This window comes from Mycolicibacterium aurum, assembly GCF_900637195.1.
In the GTDB taxonomy this organism is placed as follows: Bacteria; Actinomycetota; Actinomycetes; order Mycobacteriales; family Mycobacteriaceae; genus Mycobacterium; species Mycobacterium aurum.
In genome coordinates this window covers 1,439,480-1,461,167 of sequence record NZ_LR134356.1, presented here as the reverse complement: position 1 = coordinate 1,461,167, position 21,688 = coordinate 1,439,480, and the positions used below count along the sequence as shown (strand labels likewise).

18 protein-coding genes and 2 pseudogenes are annotated in these 21,688 nt (G+C 63.5%); 9 read left to right on the top strand and 11 right to left on the bottom strand.

The genetic code is table 11. The annotated features are described in order from the left end of the window. Positions 1 to 76: 76 nt before the first annotated feature. From EL337_RS07060 to EL337_RS07045, 4 genes are all read left to right on the top strand, one after another. Entirely contained in the window at positions 77 to 268 is a 192-nt protein-coding gene (locus tag EL337_RS07060; RefSeq protein WP_048630313.1) for a hypothetical protein, read from the top strand. A 547-nt stretch (positions 269 to 815) separates the two neighbouring features. Beyond that, positions 816 to 1,913: a type III polyketide synthase gene (locus tag EL337_RS07055; protein WP_197724193.1), complete on the top strand. Its 1,098-nt coding sequence runs from the start codon at positions 816 to 818 to the stop codon at positions 1,911 to 1,913. 8 nt (positions 1,914 to 1,921) lie between these two features. Then, on the top strand, positions 1,922 to 2,425 hold the full coding sequence (locus EL337_RS07050) for an isoprenylcysteine carboxyl methyltransferase family protein (protein WP_275992853.1): 504 nt from the start codon (positions 1,922 to 1,924) through the stop codon (positions 2,423 to 2,425). 162 nt (positions 2,426 to 2,587) lie between these two features. Continuing rightward, complete coding sequence (locus EL337_RS07045; RefSeq protein WP_126316513.1) at positions 2,588 to 4,978, top strand: cadherin-like domain-containing protein; 2,391 nt, start codon at positions 2,588 to 2,590, stop codon at positions 4,976 to 4,978. Between the two features lie 25 nt (positions 4,979 to 5,003). On the opposite strand, the gene EL337_RS07040 is transcribed toward EL337_RS07045, so the two are convergent. The 3 genes from EL337_RS07040 to EL337_RS07030 are packed head-to-tail and all read right to left on the bottom strand — an operon-like array spanning position 5,004 to position 6,964. After that, positions 5,004 to 5,273, bottom strand: a complete 270-nt coding sequence (locus EL337_RS07040; protein WP_126316511.1) for a hypothetical protein — start codon at positions 5,271 to 5,273, stop codon at positions 5,004 to 5,006. 30 nt (positions 5,274 to 5,303) lie between these two features. After that, on the bottom strand, positions 5,304 to 5,807 hold the full coding sequence (purE, locus tag EL337_RS07035) for a 5-(carboxyamino)imidazole ribonucleotide mutase (protein WP_048630310.1): 504 nt from the start codon (positions 5,805 to 5,807) through the stop codon (positions 5,304 to 5,306). After that, positions 5,804 to 6,964 (bottom strand): 5-(carboxyamino)imidazole ribonucleotide synthase, encoded by a 1,161-nt coding sequence (locus EL337_RS07030; RefSeq protein WP_048630309.1) that lies wholly within the window; start codon positions 6,962 to 6,964, stop codon positions 5,804 to 5,806. Before EL337_RS07030 ends, purE begins: the two co-directional genes overlap by 4 nt. Before the next feature lie 130 nt (positions 6,965 to 7,094). Between EL337_RS07030 and EL337_RS07025 the strand changes: the two genes are divergently transcribed. Continuing rightward, entirely contained in the window at positions 7,095 to 7,778 is a 684-nt protein-coding gene (locus tag EL337_RS07025) for a GtrA family protein (RefSeq protein ID WP_048630308.1), read from the top strand. Positions 7,779 to 7,790: 12 nt separating this feature from the next. On the opposite strand, the gene EL337_RS07020 is transcribed toward EL337_RS07025, so the two are convergent. From EL337_RS07020 to EL337_RS07000, 5 genes are all read right to left on the bottom strand, one after another. Further along, entirely contained in the window at positions 7,791 to 9,404 is a 1,614-nt protein-coding gene (locus EL337_RS07020; RefSeq protein ID WP_126316510.1) for a GGDEF domain-containing protein, read from the bottom strand. A gap of 154 nt (positions 9,405 to 9,558) precedes the next feature. Beyond that, positions 9,559 to 10,125, bottom strand: coding sequence for a YdcF family protein (locus EL337_RS07015; RefSeq protein WP_048630306.1), 567 nt, complete (start codon positions 10,123 to 10,125; stop codon positions 9,559 to 9,561). Positions 10,126 to 10,186: 61 nt separating this feature from the next. After that, positions 10,187 to 10,705, bottom strand: coding sequence for a PH domain-containing protein (locus tag EL337_RS07010; protein ID WP_048630305.1), 519 nt, complete (start codon positions 10,703 to 10,705; stop codon positions 10,187 to 10,189). A 63-nt stretch (positions 10,706 to 10,768) separates the two neighbouring features. Continuing rightward, positions 10,769 to 12,163 carry an NAD(P)/FAD-dependent oxidoreductase gene (locus EL337_RS07005; protein ID WP_048630304.1) on the bottom strand — a complete coding sequence of 465 codons (1,395 nt, stop codon included), beginning with the start codon at positions 12,161 to 12,163 and terminating at the stop codon, positions 10,769 to 10,771. 8 nt (positions 12,164 to 12,171) lie between these two features. After that, positions 12,172 to 12,819: an undecaprenyl diphosphate synthase family protein gene (locus EL337_RS07000; RefSeq protein ID WP_048630303.1), complete on the bottom strand. Its 648-nt coding sequence runs from the start codon at positions 12,817 to 12,819 to the stop codon at positions 12,172 to 12,174. 413 nt (positions 12,820 to 13,232) lie between these two features. Here EL337_RS07000 and EL337_RS06995 point away from each other — a divergent pair, with 413 nt between their 5' ends. Beyond that, positions 13,233 to 13,751 (top strand): arsenate reductase/protein-tyrosine-phosphatase family protein, encoded by a 519-nt coding sequence (locus EL337_RS06995; protein WP_048630302.1) that lies wholly within the window; start codon positions 13,233 to 13,235, stop codon positions 13,749 to 13,751. A gap of 49 nt (positions 13,752 to 13,800) precedes the next feature. On the opposite strand, the gene EL337_RS06990 is transcribed toward EL337_RS06995, so the two are convergent. Further along, positions 13,801 to 15,288, bottom strand: coding sequence for a sugar transferase (locus EL337_RS06990; RefSeq protein WP_048630301.1), 1,488 nt, complete (start codon positions 15,286 to 15,288; stop codon positions 13,801 to 13,803). Positions 15,289 to 15,318: 30 nt separating this feature from the next. Continuing rightward, positions 15,319 to 17,637, bottom strand: a complete 2,319-nt coding sequence (locus EL337_RS06985) for a UDP-glucuronate decarboxylase (RefSeq protein ID WP_053086802.1) — start codon at positions 17,635 to 17,637, stop codon at positions 15,319 to 15,321. A 552-nt stretch (positions 17,638 to 18,189) separates the two neighbouring features. On the opposite strand from EL337_RS06985, the pseudogene EL337_RS06980 reads away from it, so the two are divergent. Beyond that, positions 18,190 to 18,989 (top strand): annotated as a pseudogene (locus EL337_RS06980) (integrase core domain-containing protein). Positions 18,990 to 19,067: 78 nt separating this feature from the next. Here the strand turns inward: EL337_RS06980 and EL337_RS06975 are convergent. Further along, positions 19,068 to 19,196 (bottom strand): annotated as a pseudogene (locus EL337_RS06975) (transposase); the annotation flags it as partial. 327 nt (positions 19,197 to 19,523) lie between these two features. On the opposite strand from EL337_RS06975, the gene EL337_RS06970 reads away from it, so the two are divergent. Beyond that, positions 19,524 to 20,534 (top strand): class I SAM-dependent methyltransferase, encoded by a 1,011-nt coding sequence (locus EL337_RS06970; protein WP_157866272.1) that lies wholly within the window; start codon positions 19,524 to 19,526, stop codon positions 20,532 to 20,534. 194 nt (positions 20,535 to 20,728) lie between these two features. Then, positions 20,729 to 21,487, top strand: a complete 759-nt coding sequence (gene kdsB / locus EL337_RS06965; protein ID WP_048630298.1) for a 3-deoxy-manno-octulosonate cytidylyltransferase — start codon at positions 20,729 to 20,731, stop codon at positions 21,485 to 21,487. Positions 21,488 to 21,688: the final 201 nt, after the last annotated feature.

Genomic DNA, 21,688 nt, shown 5'->3' with positions numbered 1-21,688 from the left:
CGGGGCTGCACCATCTCAGTGAAAATTCAGCAGCGGTAGTGGTCTGTCCTCAGGCTCTATGCCTAGTTTCGACTGTATGCACACGTACATCGTCGGCGACGCCTTCCGCAGAACGGCATCTTGCGACTGCGGCTGGACGGGCCCTAAGCGCTGGTCGCGCGGCTCCGCCGAAGTCGATGCGGCGATCCACGAGGTGCAGGCGAACCACCTTCAGCCGGAGATTCCGGTGACGACCCCGCAGCCTGTCCTCGCTCTCTTCGCCTCCTGACGTCGGGCATTTCCCGAGGGAAGCACTTTTGTGTGGGAGACATCACACCGGCAAATTCGAGCCTTACGTGAGCGTCAATCCCGTGCTCGGACAACACCCGCGAGAACTTAGCTAGGCAAACACGCAGCCGTCCATTTTTCGCTCTGCGACCACGCATTGGCGGCCTCGGACCGAGCACGTCTCAACCCCCACGCGGACTCGCCGCGCGCACCCCGGACCTAAGACGCCCTGGGCAGATGCGCATCCAGTCGAATACCTCGCCGGACACCGCACTTCAGCGCGATGACGCTCGCCTGCTACGTCGCCGATGATCTACGGCGGCGGTGGCGCCGATCCGAAAAAGAAACGCCCGTTCGCAATTTCAGCACTCGCCAAGATAGGCCATCATTTCTGGGAAATCACCGCTGAATTCCTGGAGTAATTCACAGAAAAATCCCTCTGAACTGCGGTTATACCACCATAATAATGCCGCGCTATTTCATGTGGACAATTTCACGATGGGCCGCTTTCTGAAACCATTTCGAGGCGATCTCTCGTTTGATCGCGCATGACTGATACAACATTTCACACCCCTCCCCAATCGCCGACGGTGCGCTTTCCGGCGGCTCCGCACATTGCCGGAACCGCGGTGGCGTTCACGCCACACCGGTACACCCAGGACGACGTGACGCGCGAGCTCAGCGCATTCACCGACCCCGCGTTCACACGCTTCGCCCAGACCAGCGGCGTGGAACACCGCAACCTGGCGCTCCCGCTGAACCGCTACCCCCTCAGCGGGTTCACCGAAGCCAACACTGCATACCTCGAGGTGGCCGCGGATCTCGGCGAGCAGGCGGTGCGTTCGGCGCTGGCCGCAGCACATCTCGATGCAGACCACATCGACGCGATCATCACCGTGTCGAGCACTGGGGTCGCAGTACCCACCCTGGACGCTCGGATGGCCACCCGGCTGGGACTGCGACGCGACGTCAAGCGCATCCCGCTCTTCGGTCTCGGATGTGTCGCCGGCGCGGCGGGCCTGGCCCGAGTCAACGACTACCTTCGCGGTTTCCCCGACCATGTGGCCGTGCTGCTCTCGGTTGAGCTGTGCTCGTTGACGTTGCAGCGAGACGACACCTCGATCCCCGCCCTCATCGGCCTGTGCCTGTTCGGCGACGGCGCCGCAGCCGTCGTTGCCGCTGGGGCACAACGCAGTCCGTCGACACCGCACCAGGGACCACGCGTCGTCGCCACCCACAGCACGCTGTTCCCCGACACCGTGGACGTCATGGGCTGGAACGTCGGCTCGACCGGCTTCCAACTGGTGATGTCGAAGGAGGTCCCGTTCATGGCACAGAACCATCTGGCCGCTGAGGTGGACACCTTCCTCGCCGACCATGGACTCACCAGACAGGACATTTCCACGTGGGTCTGTCACCCGGGTGGGCCCAAAGTGCTCGAAGCCATCGACTCCGCGGTCGGACTACCCGAAGGCGCGCTCAGGCACAGCTGGGACTCGATGCGCGAACACGGCAACATCTCGTCGGCGTCGGTGCTCGACGTTCTGGCGCGGACGGCGGCGCAGCCTCCTGCGCCGGGCTCGTTCGGCGTGATGTTGGCAATGGGGCCGGGTTTCAGCTTCGAGCTACTGCTGCTGAGCTGGTAGGCGAGACGATGGTGTACTACGTCTTCATTCTGCTCATCGGCGTCGAGCGGCTGGTGGAACTGGTCGTGTCACGACGCAACGCACGATGGTCGTTCGACCACGGCGGGCGCGAGTTCGGCCGCGGGCACTATCCCGCCATGGTGAGTATGCATGTGCTGCTTCTGGTTTCGTGCGTCGTGGAGGTGGCGACCATGCACCGGCCCTTCATCCCGTGGCTCGGCTGGCCGATGGTGGCGCTGGTGGCGGCGAGCACCGCCGTGCGTTGGTGGTGTGTGGCGACGCTGGGCAAGCACTGGAACCCGCGCCTCATCGTGATTCCCGATGCGCCGCTGGTTCAAGGCGGACCCTACCGGTGGCTGCACCACCCCAACTACACGGCAGTCGCCGTCGAGGTGGCGGCGCTGCCTCTGGTCCACTCGGCGTGGTTGACCGCAATCGTGTTCAGCGTGGCCAACGCCGTGGTGCTAGGCGTCCGCATCCGCAGTGAGAACGCGGCGCTGGGCTACGCCTGAGGCGCCGTGTCATCCGATCGGATGCTTTTTGGGCGGCGCGCGAGAAGTTTCCAGCGCAAATTGACGCTCATGATGATGTAATCGCTGCGGTCTCACAGCAACAGGTGCGAGACACAGATCAACGTGGCGAGACCATCTTGACGTGGCGCAACACTCAAGAACGTGACGCTGGGAAATGTTTTGGCAATGCGCGAGGGCGGGGGCAGCGTGGATCACGGACGGTACGTAGGCAGAGTTGGTGCCCTGGCGGTGGCGCTGGGAATCGGCATCGCACTCGGATCATCGCCGGGCACGGCGTGGGCCGAGCCCGACGCATCGTCCTCGTCCAGTGCCGACAGCGAAACGTCGTCATCTGTCGACGCCGGCACCGTCAAGACGCGTTCAGGCCGCGGGACCTCCGACAGTGCTGAGAGCCAGACGACCTCCGCATCGTCTGACGACGACGATGAAATCGCCGCATCTCAGGAGGCCTCACCCTCGCCGTCCAGTCGCCACAAGAAGGCTGACGACGTCGAAGACCTGCCGACGGAGGTGCAGTCCGAGGTTGACGAGCCCGAGGAGATGGCAGCACCCGAGCAGGATGCATCTGAGATCACTGTCGACACCGAACCTGCGGCCACACCGGTCACTACGGCCGAGCCCGCCGCGGACGTCGCCGTGACCACGGACGCCGCGCCGAAGGTGACCCAGCGCGTGTTGACCACTGCCGTCGACACCTCCCCGGCCGCGCCTCCGCAGCACCCCGGCGACGCAACACTGCTGTGGTCGCTGCTAGGCGCGGCGCGTCGTCCCGTCGACTCGGAGCAATCGTCCTTCGTAGCAGCAGTACCCAACACCGCACCGACGTTGACATCCACTTACGCCGGCAAGCCAAGCTCTTCGACGTCGAGGATCACCGGGCGCGTCCGCGTCACCGACAGCGACGGCGACAAGCTGACCTTCACCGTGTTAGCCCCGGAGAAGGGCGCCGCCACCGTGGATTCGCGTGGCAACTTCACCTACACCCCGACGGTGGCATTCCGTCATTCCATCGCAGGCATCCCGAACACCGTCTTCTTCGACAGGGTCACGATCATCGCCAGCGACGGCAACGGCGGCTCCGTCACGGCCTACTTCGACCTGCCCGTCCGACCGTTGAATGCCCGCCCCTCCGCGAAAGCCACCATAGGCAAAGCCAATCCGGCCACCGGCGCCGTGACCGGGAAGATCACCGCCAGCGATCGTGACGGCGACGTCGTCACCTACTCCACGCCGGCTACCACCGCACGCGGCAGCGTCGTCGTCGGCTCCGACGGCAGCTTCGTCTACACGCCCACCCCGGAGGCGCGCGCTGCGGCGACCAGTCTGTCCAAGCGCAGCGACCGCTTCACTGTCACCGTCAACGACGGGCACGGTGGCATCGCCACCATCACCGTAAGCGTGAAGATCGCCCCACCAGGCTCCAATAAGGCGCCGGTAGCGCGCACGCCGGGATTCGTCCTCAACGGCTTCAGAGACAGCGACGGATTGGTCGAAGGCTACGTCGAGGTCAGTGACCCCGAGGGCTTTGCGCTCACGTACGGCATCGGCGCCGGCGTCAACCCCGGTGTAGGGTCGCTGGCCGTCGACGCCACCACAGGCCGGTTCGTGTTCGTACCGACGCAGAGCGCACGGGAAGCCGCACACGGGACCTCCGGCGAGGACACCGTGCGTTTCACCGTGACGGCAAGCGACGGATCAGCCTCTGCCACAGTCGAAGTCACTGTTCCCATCAGCCCCAAAGCGCCCGCCGCAACCAACACGCTGGAATCCGGCCAGTGGCTCGAGGTGGGCAAGTATCTGCAGTCGAACAACGGACGCTTCCGCCTCTACATGCAGGGTGACGGCAACCTGGTGCTGTATGACGAAGCGCAGAACCACAAGGCGCTATGGGCTTCCGGCACCAACGGCAAGCCCGGTGCGCGCGCCGCGATGCAGGGCGACGGCAACCTCGTGGTGTACAGCGGCAGCACCGGGGTGTGGAGCACGAAGACCAACGGCTGGAACAGCGCCCGAGTGGTCATTCAGGACGACGGCAACATGGTTGTCTACGCCGGCTCGACCGCGGTGTGGGACCGGCACGCCGGGGTGCTGCGCAATCCCCCGACCAGCGGCGGAAACTTCGCGCAGAAGGTCGCGTCGTTCGTGTCCAACACGTACGGCAAGACGGTGGCCAACGCCGCGGGAACTTTCGCAGGCGAATGTGTTTCGCTTGTCAGCCAATTCCTGCTGCAGGTGCACGGAATCACGTCCGGCGCGTGGGGCAACGCGGTCGATTACCGTTCCGGCGGAAGTGGCGGCGCGCAGCTGGCCGCGCGCGGATTCGTGTGGCGCAACGACCAAAGTTTCCAGAACGGCGACATCCTCGTCTGGGGAGCCGGGACGTACACGTCGGGCTACGGCCACATCGGAATCTGGTACAACGGAAAGTCGTTCGATCAGAACAGCGGCTGGCACCGCGACGTAGGAGTGCGCCAGTCCGGTTACTCGCAGTTCTGGTCGCAGGGTTATCTGGGCTACTGGCGCAAACCCTGATCAGCCGTCCAAGTACGTGGAATCGCTAGGTGTCGAACGACGTCGCCTCTTCCTCAAGATCAGCGACGATCAACCGGTGCAACGTGGCCTGCGCGTCGGCCACTCCGTGCAGCTGCACCAAGGAGGTGGCGGCCAGTTCGGCAACGTCGGCCAAGACCGCCATCGCGATATCGACACCCTCGTCGCGGATCTCGGCCAGCGCCGAGCCGGGCGCCTCTGACTCGTCAACCAGCTCCAGCAGCAACTTCACCACGAGCCGGCGGACGGCAGCTGATTGGGCATCAATACCTGGCATGACATTCAGAGTAACGAGGAATCTGGTTCGCTACTCCCCCAGCAGCTTCTGACGCAGCGCCTCGTCCTTCTGCAGCACCATCTGCTCCAGGGAGTCCTGGAACGCCGCCATCCGGTCGCGCAAGGACGGGTCCGACGCGCCCAGAATCCGCACGGCCAGCAGGCCGGCGTTGCGGGCGCCGCCGATCGACACCGTCGCCACCGGCACCCCGGCAGGCATCTGCACGATCGACAACAACGAGTCGAGGCCGTCCAGACGCGCCAACGGCACCGGCACCCCGATGACGGGCAGCGGCGTCGCCGACGCGACCATGCCCGGCAGATGCGCCGCTCCGCCGGCACCGGCGATGATCACGTCGATGCCGCGGCCCGCGGCGTCCTGGGCGTAGGTGAGCATGCGGGCCGGGGTGCGGTGCGCGGAGACCACGCCCACCTCGAACGGGACGTCGAACTCGGCCAAGGCTTCTGCGGCTTCTGACATCACCGGCCAGTCGCTGTCACTGCCCATGATGAGGCCTACCCGAGGAGCGCTCATGCGTGTTCGTCCCATCCGTCGGTCCACTGCGCGTGCGACAACCAGTGTGCCGCCCGCTCGGCGCGCTCCCGCAGGGACGCCACCGACTCGGCGCCGCCGACGATGTTGACGTGGCCGATCTTGCGGCCGGCGCGCTCCTCCTTGCCGTAGAGGTGCACCTTGGCATCGGGCATGCGCGCACAGAGGTGGTGCACACGTTCATCCATCGACATCGCGGGCGTCTCCGGTGCACCCAGCACATTGCCCATCACCGTCGGCGCCAACGCCGAGGTGTCGCCCAGCGGGTAGTCCAGCACCGCCCGTAGATGCTGTTCGAACTGGCTGGTGCGGGCGCCGTCCATGGTCCAGTGGCCCGAGTTGTGGGGCCGCATCGCGAGCTCGTTGACCAGCAGCGTGCCGTCGACGGTTTCGAACAGCTCGACCGCGAGCACCCCGACGACGCCGAGCTCTGAGGCGATCCGCAGCGCCAATTGCGAAGCAGCGGAACCGAGTTCGTCGGACAGGTCTTGGGCGGGGGCGATCACGGTGACGCAGATGCCGTCGCGCTGCACGGTTTCCACCACCGGCCAGGCGGCGCCCTGCCCGAATGGTGAACGGGCCACCAGCGCAGCCAATTCGCGGCGCATCGCGACGCGCTCCTCGATCATGACGGCCACCCCGTCGGCGAGGTAGCGCTCGACCACGGTGCGCGCCTCGTCGGCGTCGGCGGCCATGACGACGCCGCGGCCGTCGTAGCCGCCGCGAACGGTCTTGATCACGACGGGCCCGCCGATGTCGCGGGCGAACGCCTCCGCGTCCTCAGCCGATGACACTGCCGCGAACCGCGGCACCGGGGCGCCCAGCGCCGACAGCCGCCGGCGCATGACGAGCTTGTCCTGCGCATGCACCAGGGCTTCGGGTGGCGGCGAGACGCTGACACCGTCGGCCACCAGGGCGTCCAGATGCTCGGTCGGGACGTGCTCGTGGTCGAACGTCACCGCGGTCGCACCGGCGGCGGCGCGGCGCAGCGCGTCGAGGTCGGTGTGGGAGCCGAGGACGACGTCGGGCGTCACCTGGGCGGCTGATTCATCGCTGCGCAGCGCCAGCACACGTAGCGTCTGGCCCAGCGCGATCGCGGCTTGAGCTGTCATCCGGGCAAGTTGTCCGCCGCCGATCATTGCTACGACCGGCGGCGTGGCAGGGCTTCTCGACACGCCACATATCGTGTCATGCCGTCCACCACGTCGTTGACCTGCGGTAACCGAGCGATGGGGCAACTGAGCGGTTGGTTCCGTAAACTGGCTCCTTGTGTCCTTTGCCGATGAGACGATCCGCCGCCTTCCGGGGCCGATCCGTCCCTATGCCGAACGGCACCATGAGCTGATCAAATTTGCCATCGTGGGTGCCACGACGTTCGTCATCGACTTCGCGGTGTTCTTCACGCTGAAGCTGACGATCCTGGAGCCCAAGCCGGTGACTGCGAAGATCATCGCGGGCATCGTGGCCGTCATCGCCTCCTACATCCTCAATCGGGAATGGAGCTTCCGCGACCGCGGTGGGCGTGAGCGTCATCACGAGGCCTTGCTGTTCTTCGGGGTCAGCGGGGTGGGCGTGCTGCTGAGCATGGCCCCGCTGTGGGTGTCGAGCTATGTGCTGATGCTCCGGGTCCCGATGGTCACGTTGATGACCGAGAACATCGCCGACTTCATCTCGGCGTACATCATCGGCAACCTGCTGCAGATGGCGTTCCGGTTCTGGGCGTTCCGCCGCTTCGTCTTTCCCGACGAGTTCGCTCGCAATCCGGAGAAGGCGCTGGAGTCCACGCTCACCGGCGGCGGTATCGCCGAGGCGCTGGAAGACGAGTACGAGCTGCGGCACCCTCAGACCTCCGCAGACGCTGCGGACGACAACGTGACCCCGATGCGGCAGAGCCGCCGGCGCGCGCAGCGTCGCGTCGATCCGGACGAGCCTCGGGTGTCGAAGACCTCCTGACTGCCCCGGAGGCTAGGTTCCGCTCTCGGCCACGCTGACGCAGAAGTGCGCGAGCACCTGCAGCGAGTCGAGCACCGTCTCCAGATCGGCATGTCCGGTGTCCGAATACACTTCGACCAGGTAGCTCCGAGCCGCACCTTTGACGCCGGCGAGGCCGACAGCACGGTGCCCCAGGCGCACCAGAACCGTGTTCTCGGCGGAGTCGGAGTCCGGGAGGTCCAGTGAGGCGATGTGGGCCGAACCGGTGGCCATCGCGTGCGCGGTCAGCGGAAACTCGACGAGCTCGTGCGGGCCGGTGACGACGTCGGCCTTGACCACGCACAGCCCTGAATCCAGGTCGTGGATGTGGTCCGCGCCGCGGTGGATGTTCAGCACGGTGTCGCCGAGGTCGCGGTAGGACACCGCCCAGCCGGATCCGTCGATCTGTGCGCAGATCTCGGTGGCGGCGATCTCCAGCGCGGTGAGCACCGGCAGCGGGCGGTGCTGATTGACGATGGTGGCCACCCGCGAGATCAGCGTGTCGGCGGCGCCGTCGTCGTCTCGTCGGCGTCTGATCGCCGGCACCGGCGCGAGGCGGGCATCAGAGGTGAAGCGGCCGCGGCCCTGAGATTTGGCGCGGATCAGCGCGGCGTCGGCGGCCGCAACCAGCTCCGCCCCCGAGCGGATGGTGGGACCTGCTTCGGCGGCGCCCCAGGTGATCGACACCCCGGCCTCGTGGACGACCGCGGCCTCCCGGTTGATGCAGCGCGCGAGGTCTTCGGCGGCCGCCAAGTCGCCGGCCTCCAGGAACACGCAGAATTCGTCGCCCCCGAGACGGGCTGCGATGACGTCGTCGCTGTCACCCGCGCAGCGGCGGAACGCGTCAGCCACCGCGATCAACAGCGCGTCGCCCGCCGGGTGGCCGTCGCGATCGTTGACCTCTTTGAAGCCGTCCAGGTCACCCAGCAGCAGCACGGGAGTGCAAGAGTCCCAGTCCGTTTCGGTGAACCGCTCTTGCAGGGCACGCCGGTTCGGCAGCTCGGTCAGGGGGTCCAAGTGGGCGTCGCGCCACACCGAGGTGAAAAGTTCCCCGCGGCCCAGCGCCACGGAGGTGTACGCAGCGATAGCCTGCAGCATCTGGACGTCGTCGAAACCGAAGCGCCGACCGTCGGTGCCGGTTGCCCACAGCTCGCCCCACATGTCGTTGTTAAACATGATGGGCACGGCGATGTCGCTTTCCTTGCCGAGCCCGCGCAGGTAATCAGCGGCGGCGGGGTCGCAGTCAGGGTCGTCGACGGCGTGGACGTACGGCTGTCCGTGTTGGAGCAACCCGGTCAACAGCGGGTCGGAAGCCACCGGGTAGGTCTCGGAATCAGGCCACCTCTGATCGCCGGGCTGAGTCTCACCGACGTTGACGAGGGTGCGCAGGATGTCGGCGTCACGCTCCCACCGGCTGATCGCCAGCGAGGACGCGCCGAGGGCGGCGAGTGTCTGCTCGGCCACCACTTCGAGGAGCTCGTCGAAGTAGTTGGCGGTGAGCACCGCGTTGGAGATCTGCAGCAGGGTGCGCAGCACGGTCTGGTCCTGAGGGACGACGACATCGCCGATGTCGACCGTCGGCATGTCCTCGCGGCGGCGACGCCTCATGAACCACTCGGGCAAATGCACCTCCCCCGTTGCGGCATAGCAGGTTAACCAAAGTTACTACTGGGGGCTGTGCGCTGCCGTCACCGTGGTCGCGACATAGGTTGGGCGGGTGCCTGGTCAATGTCGCCCCCTGGTCGCCTCAGGTGGCGCACCCTCAGCAGCGCCCTTGCAGTTCGGCCTTCACCCATCCCCCGTACTGGTACAGGAAGATGTACTGCCACTTGACCATTGAGAACGGATACTCGCGCGGGACATCGCGCATGATGACACTGCGCCCCGGCGTCACGAAGCACTGGTCGAAGATCCGCCGGGCTCGCGGCAGGTGGTAGCGCCAACTGACCACGATGATGGTGTGCCAACCGCGAGCCTCGGCGAGTTCGCGTGCCATCAAGGCCTCGCCGCGGGTGGTCGACGGCACTGGCGCCCGGCAGATCACGTCGATGTCGCTGCGGGGCCGACACGCTGTTGCCATCACCTTGTCTTGTGAGTGGTACGGATTCGAGAGCAGCACGGTCTTCGCGAAACCTTGCTCGGCGAGTCCCAGCCCGTAGGCCTCGCGGCCGTCGTGCTCACCGCCGAGGACCACGATGGCGTCGGCCTTCGCCAATGGGTCCGCCTTCGCACGCGCGAACAACAAGGTGCCACTCACACCGTTGACAAGGAGGGCAGACAAGACGACCAGAGCCATCACGACGGGAACGAGAACGCGACGGCGAGTCATCGGAACCCGCCATCCCCCATCATCCGATCGACGTTAGGGCAATGAGTCGGCGTGCGCCGCTTCAGCTCGGCGACTCTTCGGAGCCCAGCGTGTCGAACACCTCGTGGTAGAGCAGCGAGTGGACGTGTTCCACCCTCGGGATGTCCTGGAACTCCAGCGGATCCTGCGACGCCGATTCGATGATGAGCGTGCCGGTGCGGAACATTCGGTCAACCAAGCCGTGCCGGAACTCCACGCTGTTGATCCGCGCCAGTGGAATGTCGATGCCCGAGCGGGTCAGCAGGCCGTGCCGGTACATCACCCGACGGTCGGTGATGACGAAGTGGGTGGTCCACCAGTTCAGGAACGGCCACACCGTCAGCCAACCGACCAGGATCAGCCAGATGGCTGCGATGACGGCGAACACGATGTGCTTGGCGGTCTGCTCCCAGTTCAGCGTGTTCACGTAGGCGGCGACGAACGCGGCGGCTGCCGAGGCGATGATCAGCACCAGCGCCGGGACGGTCAGCCTGCCCCAGTGTGGATGGCGGTGCAGGACCACGTGTTCGTCCCTGGCCAGGACATTCTCCGGGTAGCCCACGGCAGCACTGTACTGGGCTTTCGCGGAGTCGTCTCGTGGTTCAACGCCTTACGCGGGATCGCCCTAGTTCTTGAGCAGGCCCGCTTCGTGATAGCCGAGTTCGGTGTTGACTCGCCACGGGTCGATGTTCTCCCCGAAGTACTGGGCGACGCTGTGCATCGCGCTCAACATGGCATGGTCCTGGTTGTCGTACCGGTGCATGCCGTTGCGCCCGATCGGGTGCATCGTGGGGTGGTTCTGCTTGAGGTAGTCGCGGATTCGGGCGACGTTCCTTTCCCGGCCGGGATCGTAGATCGGGTAGGCAAACTGTGAGCGAACGATCATGACGTGTTCCAGTGCGGAGTCGTCGACGCCGAGTGTGCGCAGGTCCTGCTCGACGATGGCGCCCAGACTTTCTTCGCTGGCGATCCACATGTCGTCGTTGGGCAGGGTGAAGTATTCGAGGCCGAGGTGGGTGCCGCCCCAATCCTGCGGGGCGAGCGCACTCGACCACCGGCCATAGTTCTGGATCCGCCCGACGCGGAACTCTCGGCCCGGGGTGTACACCCAGTTGAACGGGATGTCGTAGTGCTTCTCCAACGCTACGGCGACGGTGATCACCGAGCGGTGCCGCAACGTGTCGGCGATGGCCCGAATGTATTTGGGCGGTTCGGGTTCCAGGCTGTTGATCAGCAACCGCAGCGGCATGCTGGAGAACACGGCGTCGCCGGCCACGGTGTCGCCGTTCTGCAGCTCGACCGTCCAGTGCCGGCCGTCGGGACGGATTGCGACGACGGTCGAGTTGAGGGTGGGGGTGACGCCGGCGCCGGTCAGCGCGGCCGACGCCGCTTCCCAGAGCTGGCCGGGACCCAGCCGGGGATAACGGAAGACGTCCCGGTCGGCCAGACGGACGTCGGCGCGGCGCCAATCGATCGGCTTGATCCGCTGGTTGGCCCAGTCGCTGGTCAGATGGTTGGGGTCGGCCAGCCACGTCTTGCGGACGTAGCCGTCGAAGAACAGGTCGTACCAGTGGCGTCCGAACTCGTCGATGCCCCACTCGCGAAATGTGTCGGTCCTGTCGAAGAGCCGCATGCTGCGCCGGAAGCGGGACCACGCCAGGCTGCCGGCACCGCGCATCCCGCTGCGCAGGCCCATCCGTTTCACCAGATCACGCCCTGCCAGGGGGTAGGGCACATACCTACCCGCGACGAGCATCGCCGAGCGCCGGGGAACCGAGATCCATTCCTCGGGCGGCAGCAGCGAGTTCCAGAGGTCCAGAATCTGTTCGTTTCTGGTGAAGAACCGGTGGCCGCCGGGGTCGACCCGCCAGTCGCCGTCCCGTGGGGTGCGCGCGAGACCACCGACGTGGGAGGTCGCCTCGTAGAGTCTCGGGGTCACTCCGCGCTTCGTCAGTTCGAGGGCGGCGGTGAGACCGGCGGGGCCGGCGCCGATGATCAGCGGGTTCCTGGTCGCGTTCATGGTGGCGCCTACCGACCGCGCCGCTGCGGGAAGCGCCGGTAATCGTCGATGAGCTGCTCGATGTGGTGCGGCGTCAGCTCGTTGAGCGGTGTGTCCAGGAAGATCAGCTGGGCGTACTGGCTCTGCAGAGGCAGGAAGCCGCTCAGCAGGGGTTCGGGGGTGGTCCGGATGACGAGGTCCACGTCGCCGATGTCGAAGGCCTCGGTGATGTCGCAGCCTTCGCGCTGCGCGCGTTGACAGGCCCCGCGCAGCTCGTCGCCGGCGTCGTAGGCCGACAGAATGTTGATCCGGAAGCCGCCGGTGGGCGTCGCCGTTTCGATGTCCTGAGCCGCGGACAGGTAGGTCTGCGGCAATGCTTGCCGATCGCCGTGCAGCCGGACGCTGCACAGGTCAAGGTCAAAATGGGACGGGATCAGGGTGGTGAAGAAATAGGTCGAGGCGGCGTAGACAGCGTCAAGCTCTTCGTGGGTGCGTCCCAGGTTGGCTCGGCTGAGGTTGTAGACCGATACCGTCTGCACGTCGTTGCGCTGTAGCACCTGCAGGATCTCGATGACCTTGTCGGCGCCACGGCGGTACGCGTCGGCCAGGGTGGCGCCGTTGGCGTCGGCCCAACGCCGCAACCCGTCAGGGATCAGTCCTACGTGAGATGGCTTCAACCCGCACTGAACCCCCCGCCTGTCGCCTCGCCCCGCAGCAAATGTAGTGCACGGAAGCGTTCCCCACGGGTCAATAAGGCAAACACCTGGAAATCCAGCATTTCTTCTTACACCGGTGGGATTTGCGTATATTCACCCCGCTAACCCGGATGCCATCCGACCGTGCGGTTGCAGCGAGACCATCGGGCATAGCTCTGCCTCAGAGTCACCAAACGCCTTAAGCGTGCGGGATGAGGTCCGAGCCAGATAGCGGGATCACCGCACCGACGAGCCTGCGCAGATCTGCGGGAATTGCCGAATCAAGAGCACGACCGAGTCACTGCGCTCCCCAAAGCCGATCATCGGGCAGACTCAACGCCGTAAATGTCCACCCGGCTCCGACAGGAGCTGACCATGACGGCTGAGGAGTTACGCTGCACATCTTATTCGTTTGTACTGGGAACATATGCCGGTCGCCGACGGCTGAGCGCCTCGCAGCGGCGTACGCCGCGGAAATGGGACTAGCTGACTTCCGCTCGTCCAGCGCCGGCACCAGAGCAGTTATCGATCATCCCATGCATGCGGACGCCGCCATCGTTCTTGAACAGCTCGGCGGAGACTCATCAGGTTTCGCGGCAAGGCAATTGACGCCAAAAGTCGCGTCGGATGCCGACCTGATTCTCACGATGACGGCGGCGCATCGTGATCGGGTTCTGGAAATGTGCCCGCAGAAACTCAATAAGACGTTCACACTCGGCGAAGCGTCACGGCTTGCCTCAGATTTCAACGCGGAAAGCATTGCCGATCTCGCGGTCTTGCGGCCGAGGCTCGACGCGAAACAGCGTGAAGAGGTACTCGACCCGATTGGTCAGAGTTTTGATGTATTCGAGTCCGTGGGTCGTCGCGTTGCAGAACTACTTCCGCCGATCATCAAACTCGCCAATTCGACGTAATCAGAGATCCCTTGCGAGCGCCGGCGTCGCAGCGGCCTCAATGGCGAAATCAGTAGGCGCCACTTCGCGCGAACACGACTCGTGGCGTCTTGGCCATAATCCGCACGTCCCACATAAGGGACCAAGACCGGACATAGACCGAGTCGAGATGTTGCAGATCAGCGTAGGAGAGGTCACTACGTCCGCACACCTGCCAGAGACCAGTGATACCAGGCTTGGCATCTAGGCGTGCAAGCCCGGCGGCGCCATCGATACGATCTGCCTCTTCCGTCGGAAGGGGCCGCGGACCGACCAACGACATCTCGCCTCGCACCACATTGATCAGCTGCGGCAACTCGTCGAGACTGGTCTTCCGGATGAATGCCCCGACACGGGTGACCCGTGGATCGTTCTCCATCTTGAACAGTGGACCGTCTGACTCGTTGAGTTGTGCGACGGTGTTGCGCTTCTGCCACGCGTCGGCCGTCATCGAACGGAACTTGAAGATCCGGAATGGCACGCCGCCCTGCCCGCCCCGTTCTTGGCGGAAGAAGACCGGACCACGGGTGTCCAGCTTGATCGCCAGCGCGATCGCGAGCAGGACCGGAGATGCCGCCACCAACGCGCAGGTGGCCAGTGTTACGTCCATTACGCGCTTCATGATTCGCGCACTGGGCCCCAACGAGGCAGTTGGCAGGTGCATCAGCGTGAGGCCGTGCAACTCCTCGGCTTCACTTCGCCAGTTATGCAGCTCGAAGTAGCGCGGGATCTCCGATATGGGCACCCGCCCCTGCAGCTGACGTAGCGCCTCCAACACGATGGCGTCGCTCGTGTTGGGGAACCCGACGATGACGCGGTCGATCTTGTAGGCGGCGCAGACGGCGGGCAGGTCGCTGAGATTGCCGAGCACAGGAGAGCTGGTGCCCGGTGCGACGTCGTCGTCGACGTGTCCGACTACGAATGTGTCAGGGCATCGTTGCAGCCTCGACGTCAGCCGATCCGAGATCGGGCCTGTCCCGATAACCAGGATGCGGCTGACCGTAGGGTCCATCGTCCGGGCTATCAGGCGGCGACCGAGGGGAACGAGCAGGATTGCAGGCAGCGTCATTGCGACAGCGGCTGTCAACGTCATTCCACGCCCATCGCGGAGGACGAACGCGTCGATGAAGAGGGCCAGCAGAGCGCCGGTGGGCACGCACCGCGCGATCACTCCGGGGCGCCACCACTCGCTGGGCCTCAGGCGCGCGGCGGGCCGCCGGTAGAGCCCATGAAGATGCAGTGCCATGGCCATCGCTGCGATCGCGACGACAATATCGACTGAGGCGTTGACAAAGTCGATGTAGTTGGCGCGGGCGGGGCTGACCAGATTTAGCGCCACCGCGCCGAGCACCGCCGAGACGGCCAGAGTCGCGATGTCGGCAAACTGAAGATAGTAGCGGTGCCGCAAACCGAGTTTCATCGCCTGGTGGGTGTCGTTCGGCCTCTGGTCCAACGCCGCCTCACTGGCCGGCCCGTCGCCGGTTGGTGCCGATCTCGTCGACGTTGCCTCTACAGTCATGATCTCCCCCTAAAAGTACTTCTGCGTCCCCTACCAGCCGAAACCCGTAAGCCGGAGACCCGATCCGGCAAAGCTAGCTTCTGGCAGGATATTGCGTCCGTCGACGACGAGGTCGCCACGCATCACCCTACGCAATCCGGCAGGGTCCAGCAGCCTGAATTCAGGCCACTCTGTAGTCAAGACGACGGCATCAACCCTGTTCGCCGCTTCATAGGCGTCATTGGCCATGCGCACCGAAGCATATTCGTCCGGCAACGTTTTGACCACTGGATCGTAGGCGGAGACGATTGCTCCCGCGGCAATCAGCCGCTTGGCAATGTCCAAGGCTGGGGCGTCGCGAAGATCATCGGTCCCGGGTTTGAAGGTCAAGCCAAGCAGCGCGATGCGGCGACCTTTAAGCATGTGCAACTCGCGCTGCAGCTTGCGCACAACACTCGTGCGTTGCCCGTTGTTGATCGCAACTGTCGCCTGGAGCATAGAAGGCGTGTAGCCATACTCCTGTCCCGAAGAAATGAGGGCAGCCACGTCTTTGCCAAAGCATGATCCACCCCATCCCACACCGGGATTCAGGAATGCACTGCCCACGCGGTGATCAGCGCCGATCGCGGGGATGACTTCGCGGACGTCGGCGCCGAACACCTCGCACAACTGAGCGATCTCGTTAGCGAAGCTGATCTTGGTCGCCAAGAAGGCGTTCGCGGCGTACTTAATCATTTCGGCCGATGCGAGTTCGGTCGTGATCAACGACGGGCTGATGTCACGCCGGCCACCCTCAAAGGATTGATCAAGGACGGGTTGGTAGAGCTCGGCGACGCGGCTGACATCTGACGCGGGACCGCCGAGCACGATCCGATCCGGGTAGAGGAAGTCGTCGAGGGCGCAGCCTTCCCGCAGGAACTCTGGATTGGACACTACGTGAAAGGACAACTGCCGGTTACCTTCAAGCGCATCCTCGAGGATGGTGCGAGTCCAGTTACCCGAACCAACCGGCACGGTTGACTTGTTGACGATCACTGCGCCCGCACGCAGGTAGGGCGCAAGCGACTGGATCGCACTTTCGAGCTGTGCCAGGTCCGGCGATCCGTCCGGACCGGGCGGCGTGCCTACGCAGAGAAACACGAAGTCGGCGTCGGACAGGGCCTCAGCCGGCTGATCCGTGAAACGCAAACGCCCGGTGGCCAGCGACGCTTCGAGCATTTCCGGCAGACCTGGCTCATGGAACGGTGCCTGACCTTTATTCAATTGACCGGCGCGCGAGGAATCGCTGTCCAGGCCACACACCGTATGCCCCAGGTACGCCAAGCACGTCGAAGTGACGGCACCCACGTAACCGGTGCCGATCACAGCCACCTTGTGCCGGGGCTGCGAGTGGGCCGGCTGAAGCGGCGTCGGAGCGGAGACATGCGGAGTTCCGCTGGCGAGGTCGCGGAACCACGCGATCGTCTTCAAGAGCCCGTCCCGCGGCGCAACTTGCGGTTCCCATCCAAGCTCGGCGCGAGCCAGGGTGATGTCCGGCTGGCGCTGCGACGGATCGTCCTGAGGGCGGGCAATGAACTCGACAGGCGACTCGCTGCCGGCCAGCTCGCGGATGAACTCTGCCAATTCCAAGATCGTCAGTTCATGCGGATTGCCGATGTTGACCGGTCCGGCGAGGTCGGAGAACAGCAAGTTCAACGCACCCTCGACGAGATCGTCCACATAGCACACCGACCGCGTATGGGTGCCGTCGCCGTGGACGGTGATGGGTTCGCCTGCCAGGGCTTGGGTAATGAAGTTCGGGATTGCACGCCCGTCGTTGGGGCGCATCCGAGGGCCGTAGGTGTTGAAGATCCGCATGATCGCGGTGTTGACCCCATGCGCCTTGCGGTACGACACCGTGAGCGCCTCGGCGAATCGCTTGGCCTCGTCGTAGCAAGCACGCGGCCCGACGGGGTTGACGTTGCCCCAGTATGTCTCGGGTTGAGGGTGCACCAGAGGGTCGCCGTAGGTCTCTGATGTCGATGCGAGGAGGTAGCGAGCGCCTTTTTCCTTTGCTAAGCCCAAGGTATGAAGCGTTCCGAGCGAGCCAGCTTTCATTGTCTGAATCGGAAGTTCGGCGTAATCGACAGGCGAGGCTGGCGACGCGAAATGCAGCACATAATCAACCGGCCCAGGGACGGAAATGAAGTTGCTGACGTCGGCCTTCACCAAACGGAAACCGTCATGCACCTGCAAATGCGCAACGTTGTCGGGCGTTCCCGTTACAAAGTTGTCGACGCACACCACGTCGATGTCACGCTCCAGAAGACGCTCAGCAAGATGCGATCCAACGAACCCAGCACCGCCGGTCAGTACCGCCCGCTGTCGCATAAGCCCCCTTAGTCGACCGCACCGCATAACCTTGCCGTGCCGGGCGGTCGCCCTGACACCCGGCACCCCGCTAGAGAGCTACGGTTCGCAATAACTTCCAATTGATCTGAAGGCTATCATTGGGGTATCGAGGCAACAACCGGAACGGGGCGGCTCACCCGCTGCGTTTGCAACGTCGCAGTAAACCGTCGAGTGCCTGCCCGCTCGCATTTAAACCGAAAGCAGAAACTGCGGCTGCGATATTGGGCCGCTTCGCTTCGCTGACGACCGAGTTTCTGAGGCTTCGCGTCTAAACAGTTAACCCGCCGCACAGACATGTACCGCCTACACCAACCCACAACGTAAAGCACACCGCACCATCGGAGATCTGCGACCGCGAACTGTGAACGAGTGCCTCCAAAGTTCCTCAGGTTCTGCGCGCTCATCCCACCTAACTGCACTGACCACAGTAGTTAGGTAAGGCAGGCTTGGCATCGTGAAACGATGAAGACCGCCCAGCGGAGCGCGCGCTGCCTAGGAACGCTAACCAAACTCTATTACTGAACAACCGCAATGCCGCTCCGTTGGGAAACCGGCCGTCTGCGCTTGGCCCGGTGCATCTTCGAAGACAGTTGATCGCTGCGACGAGCCGCCGAGCGGTTGCAGATCGCGGTGACCACCGCCGCGTGGTGCACCCGGCGCTACCGCCAGGAAGGGCCGGCTGCATGGTCGACCGCAGCTCACGGCCACACCACGGCTCCAGCAGGCCTCGGCCAAGACCGAACGCAGGATCATCAAAGTCCGCGTGCGGCGCCGCTGGCGCTCGCCTATCTGCTGAGTCTGAATGCGCTCGACGGTGCACCGGGTCCTCGGCTAGTACAAGCTCGCCCAGACTGCGGCGGCTAAACCGCCTCACCGGCTGCGTTATCCGCAGGATGGAATCGGCAGCCCCCGGCAATCTGGTGCATGTCGATGTAAAGAAGCTAAGCAAGATCCCCGACGAGCGCAGAGACACCGCCGCCGCTTTCTGGAAACGCGCCAACTTCTGGCTCCTCCAGTGCCGTTTTGCTCTTCGAAATATGTTGACCGGCAAAGGCTCCGACTAAAAGTCACATACGTCTCGCGACGCGCTCGGGGACACCAAACATCGCAGAACCCTACTGTGCGGGCCGCAGACCAACGGCAAGGTGGAGCGATTTCACTACACACTCGCCGATGGGTGGGCCTACGCACGGCTCTAACACCAGCGACGCCGAACGCTGCGCCGAGTTCTCCGGCTGGGTGCATCACTACGATCACGGCCCGCGGCCACAACTCAATTAAAGGTCAACCAGGCCAGCCGCACACCTAACCTCTCAGGTCAGTACACCTGATCTAAAGGGAAAGGCATGGGGCAGGGTGAGGCCGCAAGGGAGCGACCCCGACGGCGCCTCGTTGCTTCCTCGTCGAGCCTGTGTTTGCGTGTTCCCGGTCTTGGTGATCGCCGCCTGTGCCCGCGAGGAACCCGATGGGCGCTCCGAAGGCACCAACCCGACGAAGGGTCCAATCGTGTTGCCAGTAAATCGATTACAATCACCGACTCTACTTAATGCATGTCGCGCGGAGTCCGCCTGACACGCATGAGCGTACGAAACACACAGCACTCTTCGCCATTAGATCATCCCTTGTGACGTCGCAGATGGCAGACGTCAGATCGGCCGATCCAAAGCTCTTAGAGATACCGATCAGGCTGATCGAGATCGTTGGGCACGTACCTGAACCCGAGCCATAGCAGCAAGGCAGCCAAAAAGGACGAAACTTAGTATAGTGATCCGCCATAACCAGCAGACGAAGAAGCAGTTCCTATCAACAAGAGGATCCTAGATCGAATGGCAGCGAGGGCAAGAGGGTTTGTTAAGTCATCGCCGATGCTGACCGCGCATGTGAAGCGAGCCGTTAAGTCTTCGCCAGCGCTTATCCGCATAGCTGTCCCCTTGTTCCGCATCAAATCTATTGCTCTGGCCCATATCCCCGTAACCGGCACTTTCCCCCGCTTTCCAGAACGGTCCCGAATTGACGTAATCGAGTTCAGCTCACTCTCCGATTTCGAAGCCTGGCGGGTCGCCAACGACGAACTAATAATCAGTTGGAAAGCCGAGGACGAGGCAGCCGCGCCACCTGATCGTTTCGCCTTCGAAGTCGATGGCCACTGCGCACTCTGCAATGAATCCGTCGACTTTGTCGCCACCACTGAATATATCGATACGGATTCTTCCGGAAGGCCGCAACCGAAGTGGCGCGAGCATTTGATCTGCCCGAACTGCAACATGCGTAATCGCGTGCGCGCCGCTTTGCACTTCGCGATTCAGGAGTGTGGCATGACACCTGATAAACGAATTTACTTAACCGAACAATTCGGGAATACCTATCGGTGGCTGCGCGGTCGCTTCAACCATGTGACAGGCAGCGAGTTTTTATCTCCAGGCAAGGCGTCAGGTGCACAACATTTGGGCATCAACCACCAAGACCTCCACGCACTGTCGTATCCGACTGCCAGCTTCGATTACGTGCTGAGTTTCGACGTGTTAGAGCATGTGCCAGATTATCTGGCCGCCTTCTCAGAAATTGCCCGAGTGTTAGCACCGAGCGGGAAGCTGGTAATGACGGTGCCATTTATAACGAGCCAATACGATACCGTCGTCCGCGCATCGATGAACTCACGCGGTCAAATTGAGCATTTTCTGCCAATCGAGGTCCACGGTAATCCCACCGACCCCATCAACGGCGCACTTTGCTACCGCAACTTCGGCTGGGACGTGCTAGACCGCCTGACTGATTGTGGGTTCGTGGAGGCCCGAGTGCACGTCTACCACAACCGCGACTTGGGCTATCTCGGTGGCACACAGACACTAATCTCAGCGACCAAGGCCGGTCAATGAAATGTGCACTACGACAAACAACTTTGCAGCGCCACGATTCAGGATCACCACAAAGTCGAGATGCGGAATTGATAGTCCGACTACGGCCCGCTAATGGCGGTTCAGGCAGCCCAAAGCAGGAAGGCGCTCAAGGACCCAAAACCAGTAGGACACAAGCCACTATGCTTATTGGCATCTGCCGCTAAGGTGGCTGAGTGAGAGTTTTAGGCGTCATTCCCGCGCGTATGGCCTCCTCCAGATTCCCTGGGAAGCCTCTAGCCGATATTGCCGGACGGCCGATGGTGTGGTGGGTATATCAGCAGGCCCTGAAAGCGAATTTCCTCAGCGATGTGGTGATTGCCACTGACGACCGCCGCATCCTAGAGGTATGTACTCGGCTCGACATGAAGGCCGTAATGACTTCGCCCGAGCATCGGACAAGTACCGAGCGGGTGCTTGAAGTCGCACGTTCAGACTCGGCCGACCTGTACGTCTGCATCAACGGAGACGAACCTCTTATATCCCCCCTCTGTATAGACGCGGTCATTCCCAACAAAGTTTCGACGGAGGTCGAGGTTCTCAACATAATGGCCCCTATAAGATCTACCGCAGAGCTCATTGACCCGACGAATATCAAAGTGGTCGTTGACACCAATGGCAATGCCATGTACTTTTCGCGCAGTGTAATCCCGCACCACAAAACGGGCACACTCGAGAACTCGCTCTCCGAGTTCACGTACTTTAAACATGTGGGCGTGCTTGCCTACACGCGCGGGGCGCTCGAATTATTTGCCGCCGAGCCGCGTCGCAGTGCCGAAGAAGTTGAGGACATCAACGAACTGCGATTCCTAGAAGCCGGAGTCGCCATTCGGATGGTCCCCTTCGAAAGTGGGGGTTCGATATCGGTCGATGTACCTGCCGATCTTGAATTCGCAAGAACGGTGCTGGAGCGAAAACTTCGGAACCAGCTATGAGCCTTAAAGCGGCGCTCGCTCGCGCTCCTCGGGTGTCAGTGCATCAACAGTTGCGGAATGGGCCGGATTCGACCCTAGGCGCAGCATTGTAAGGACCCATCCCCCGGTTTTCTCTTAGCAAGAGCAAAAACCGGAGAGACCAGCTGCGCTCCACAGGAACGTTGAAGCGGGATTGGCGACCATGCCGTCGCAGAAATCGCC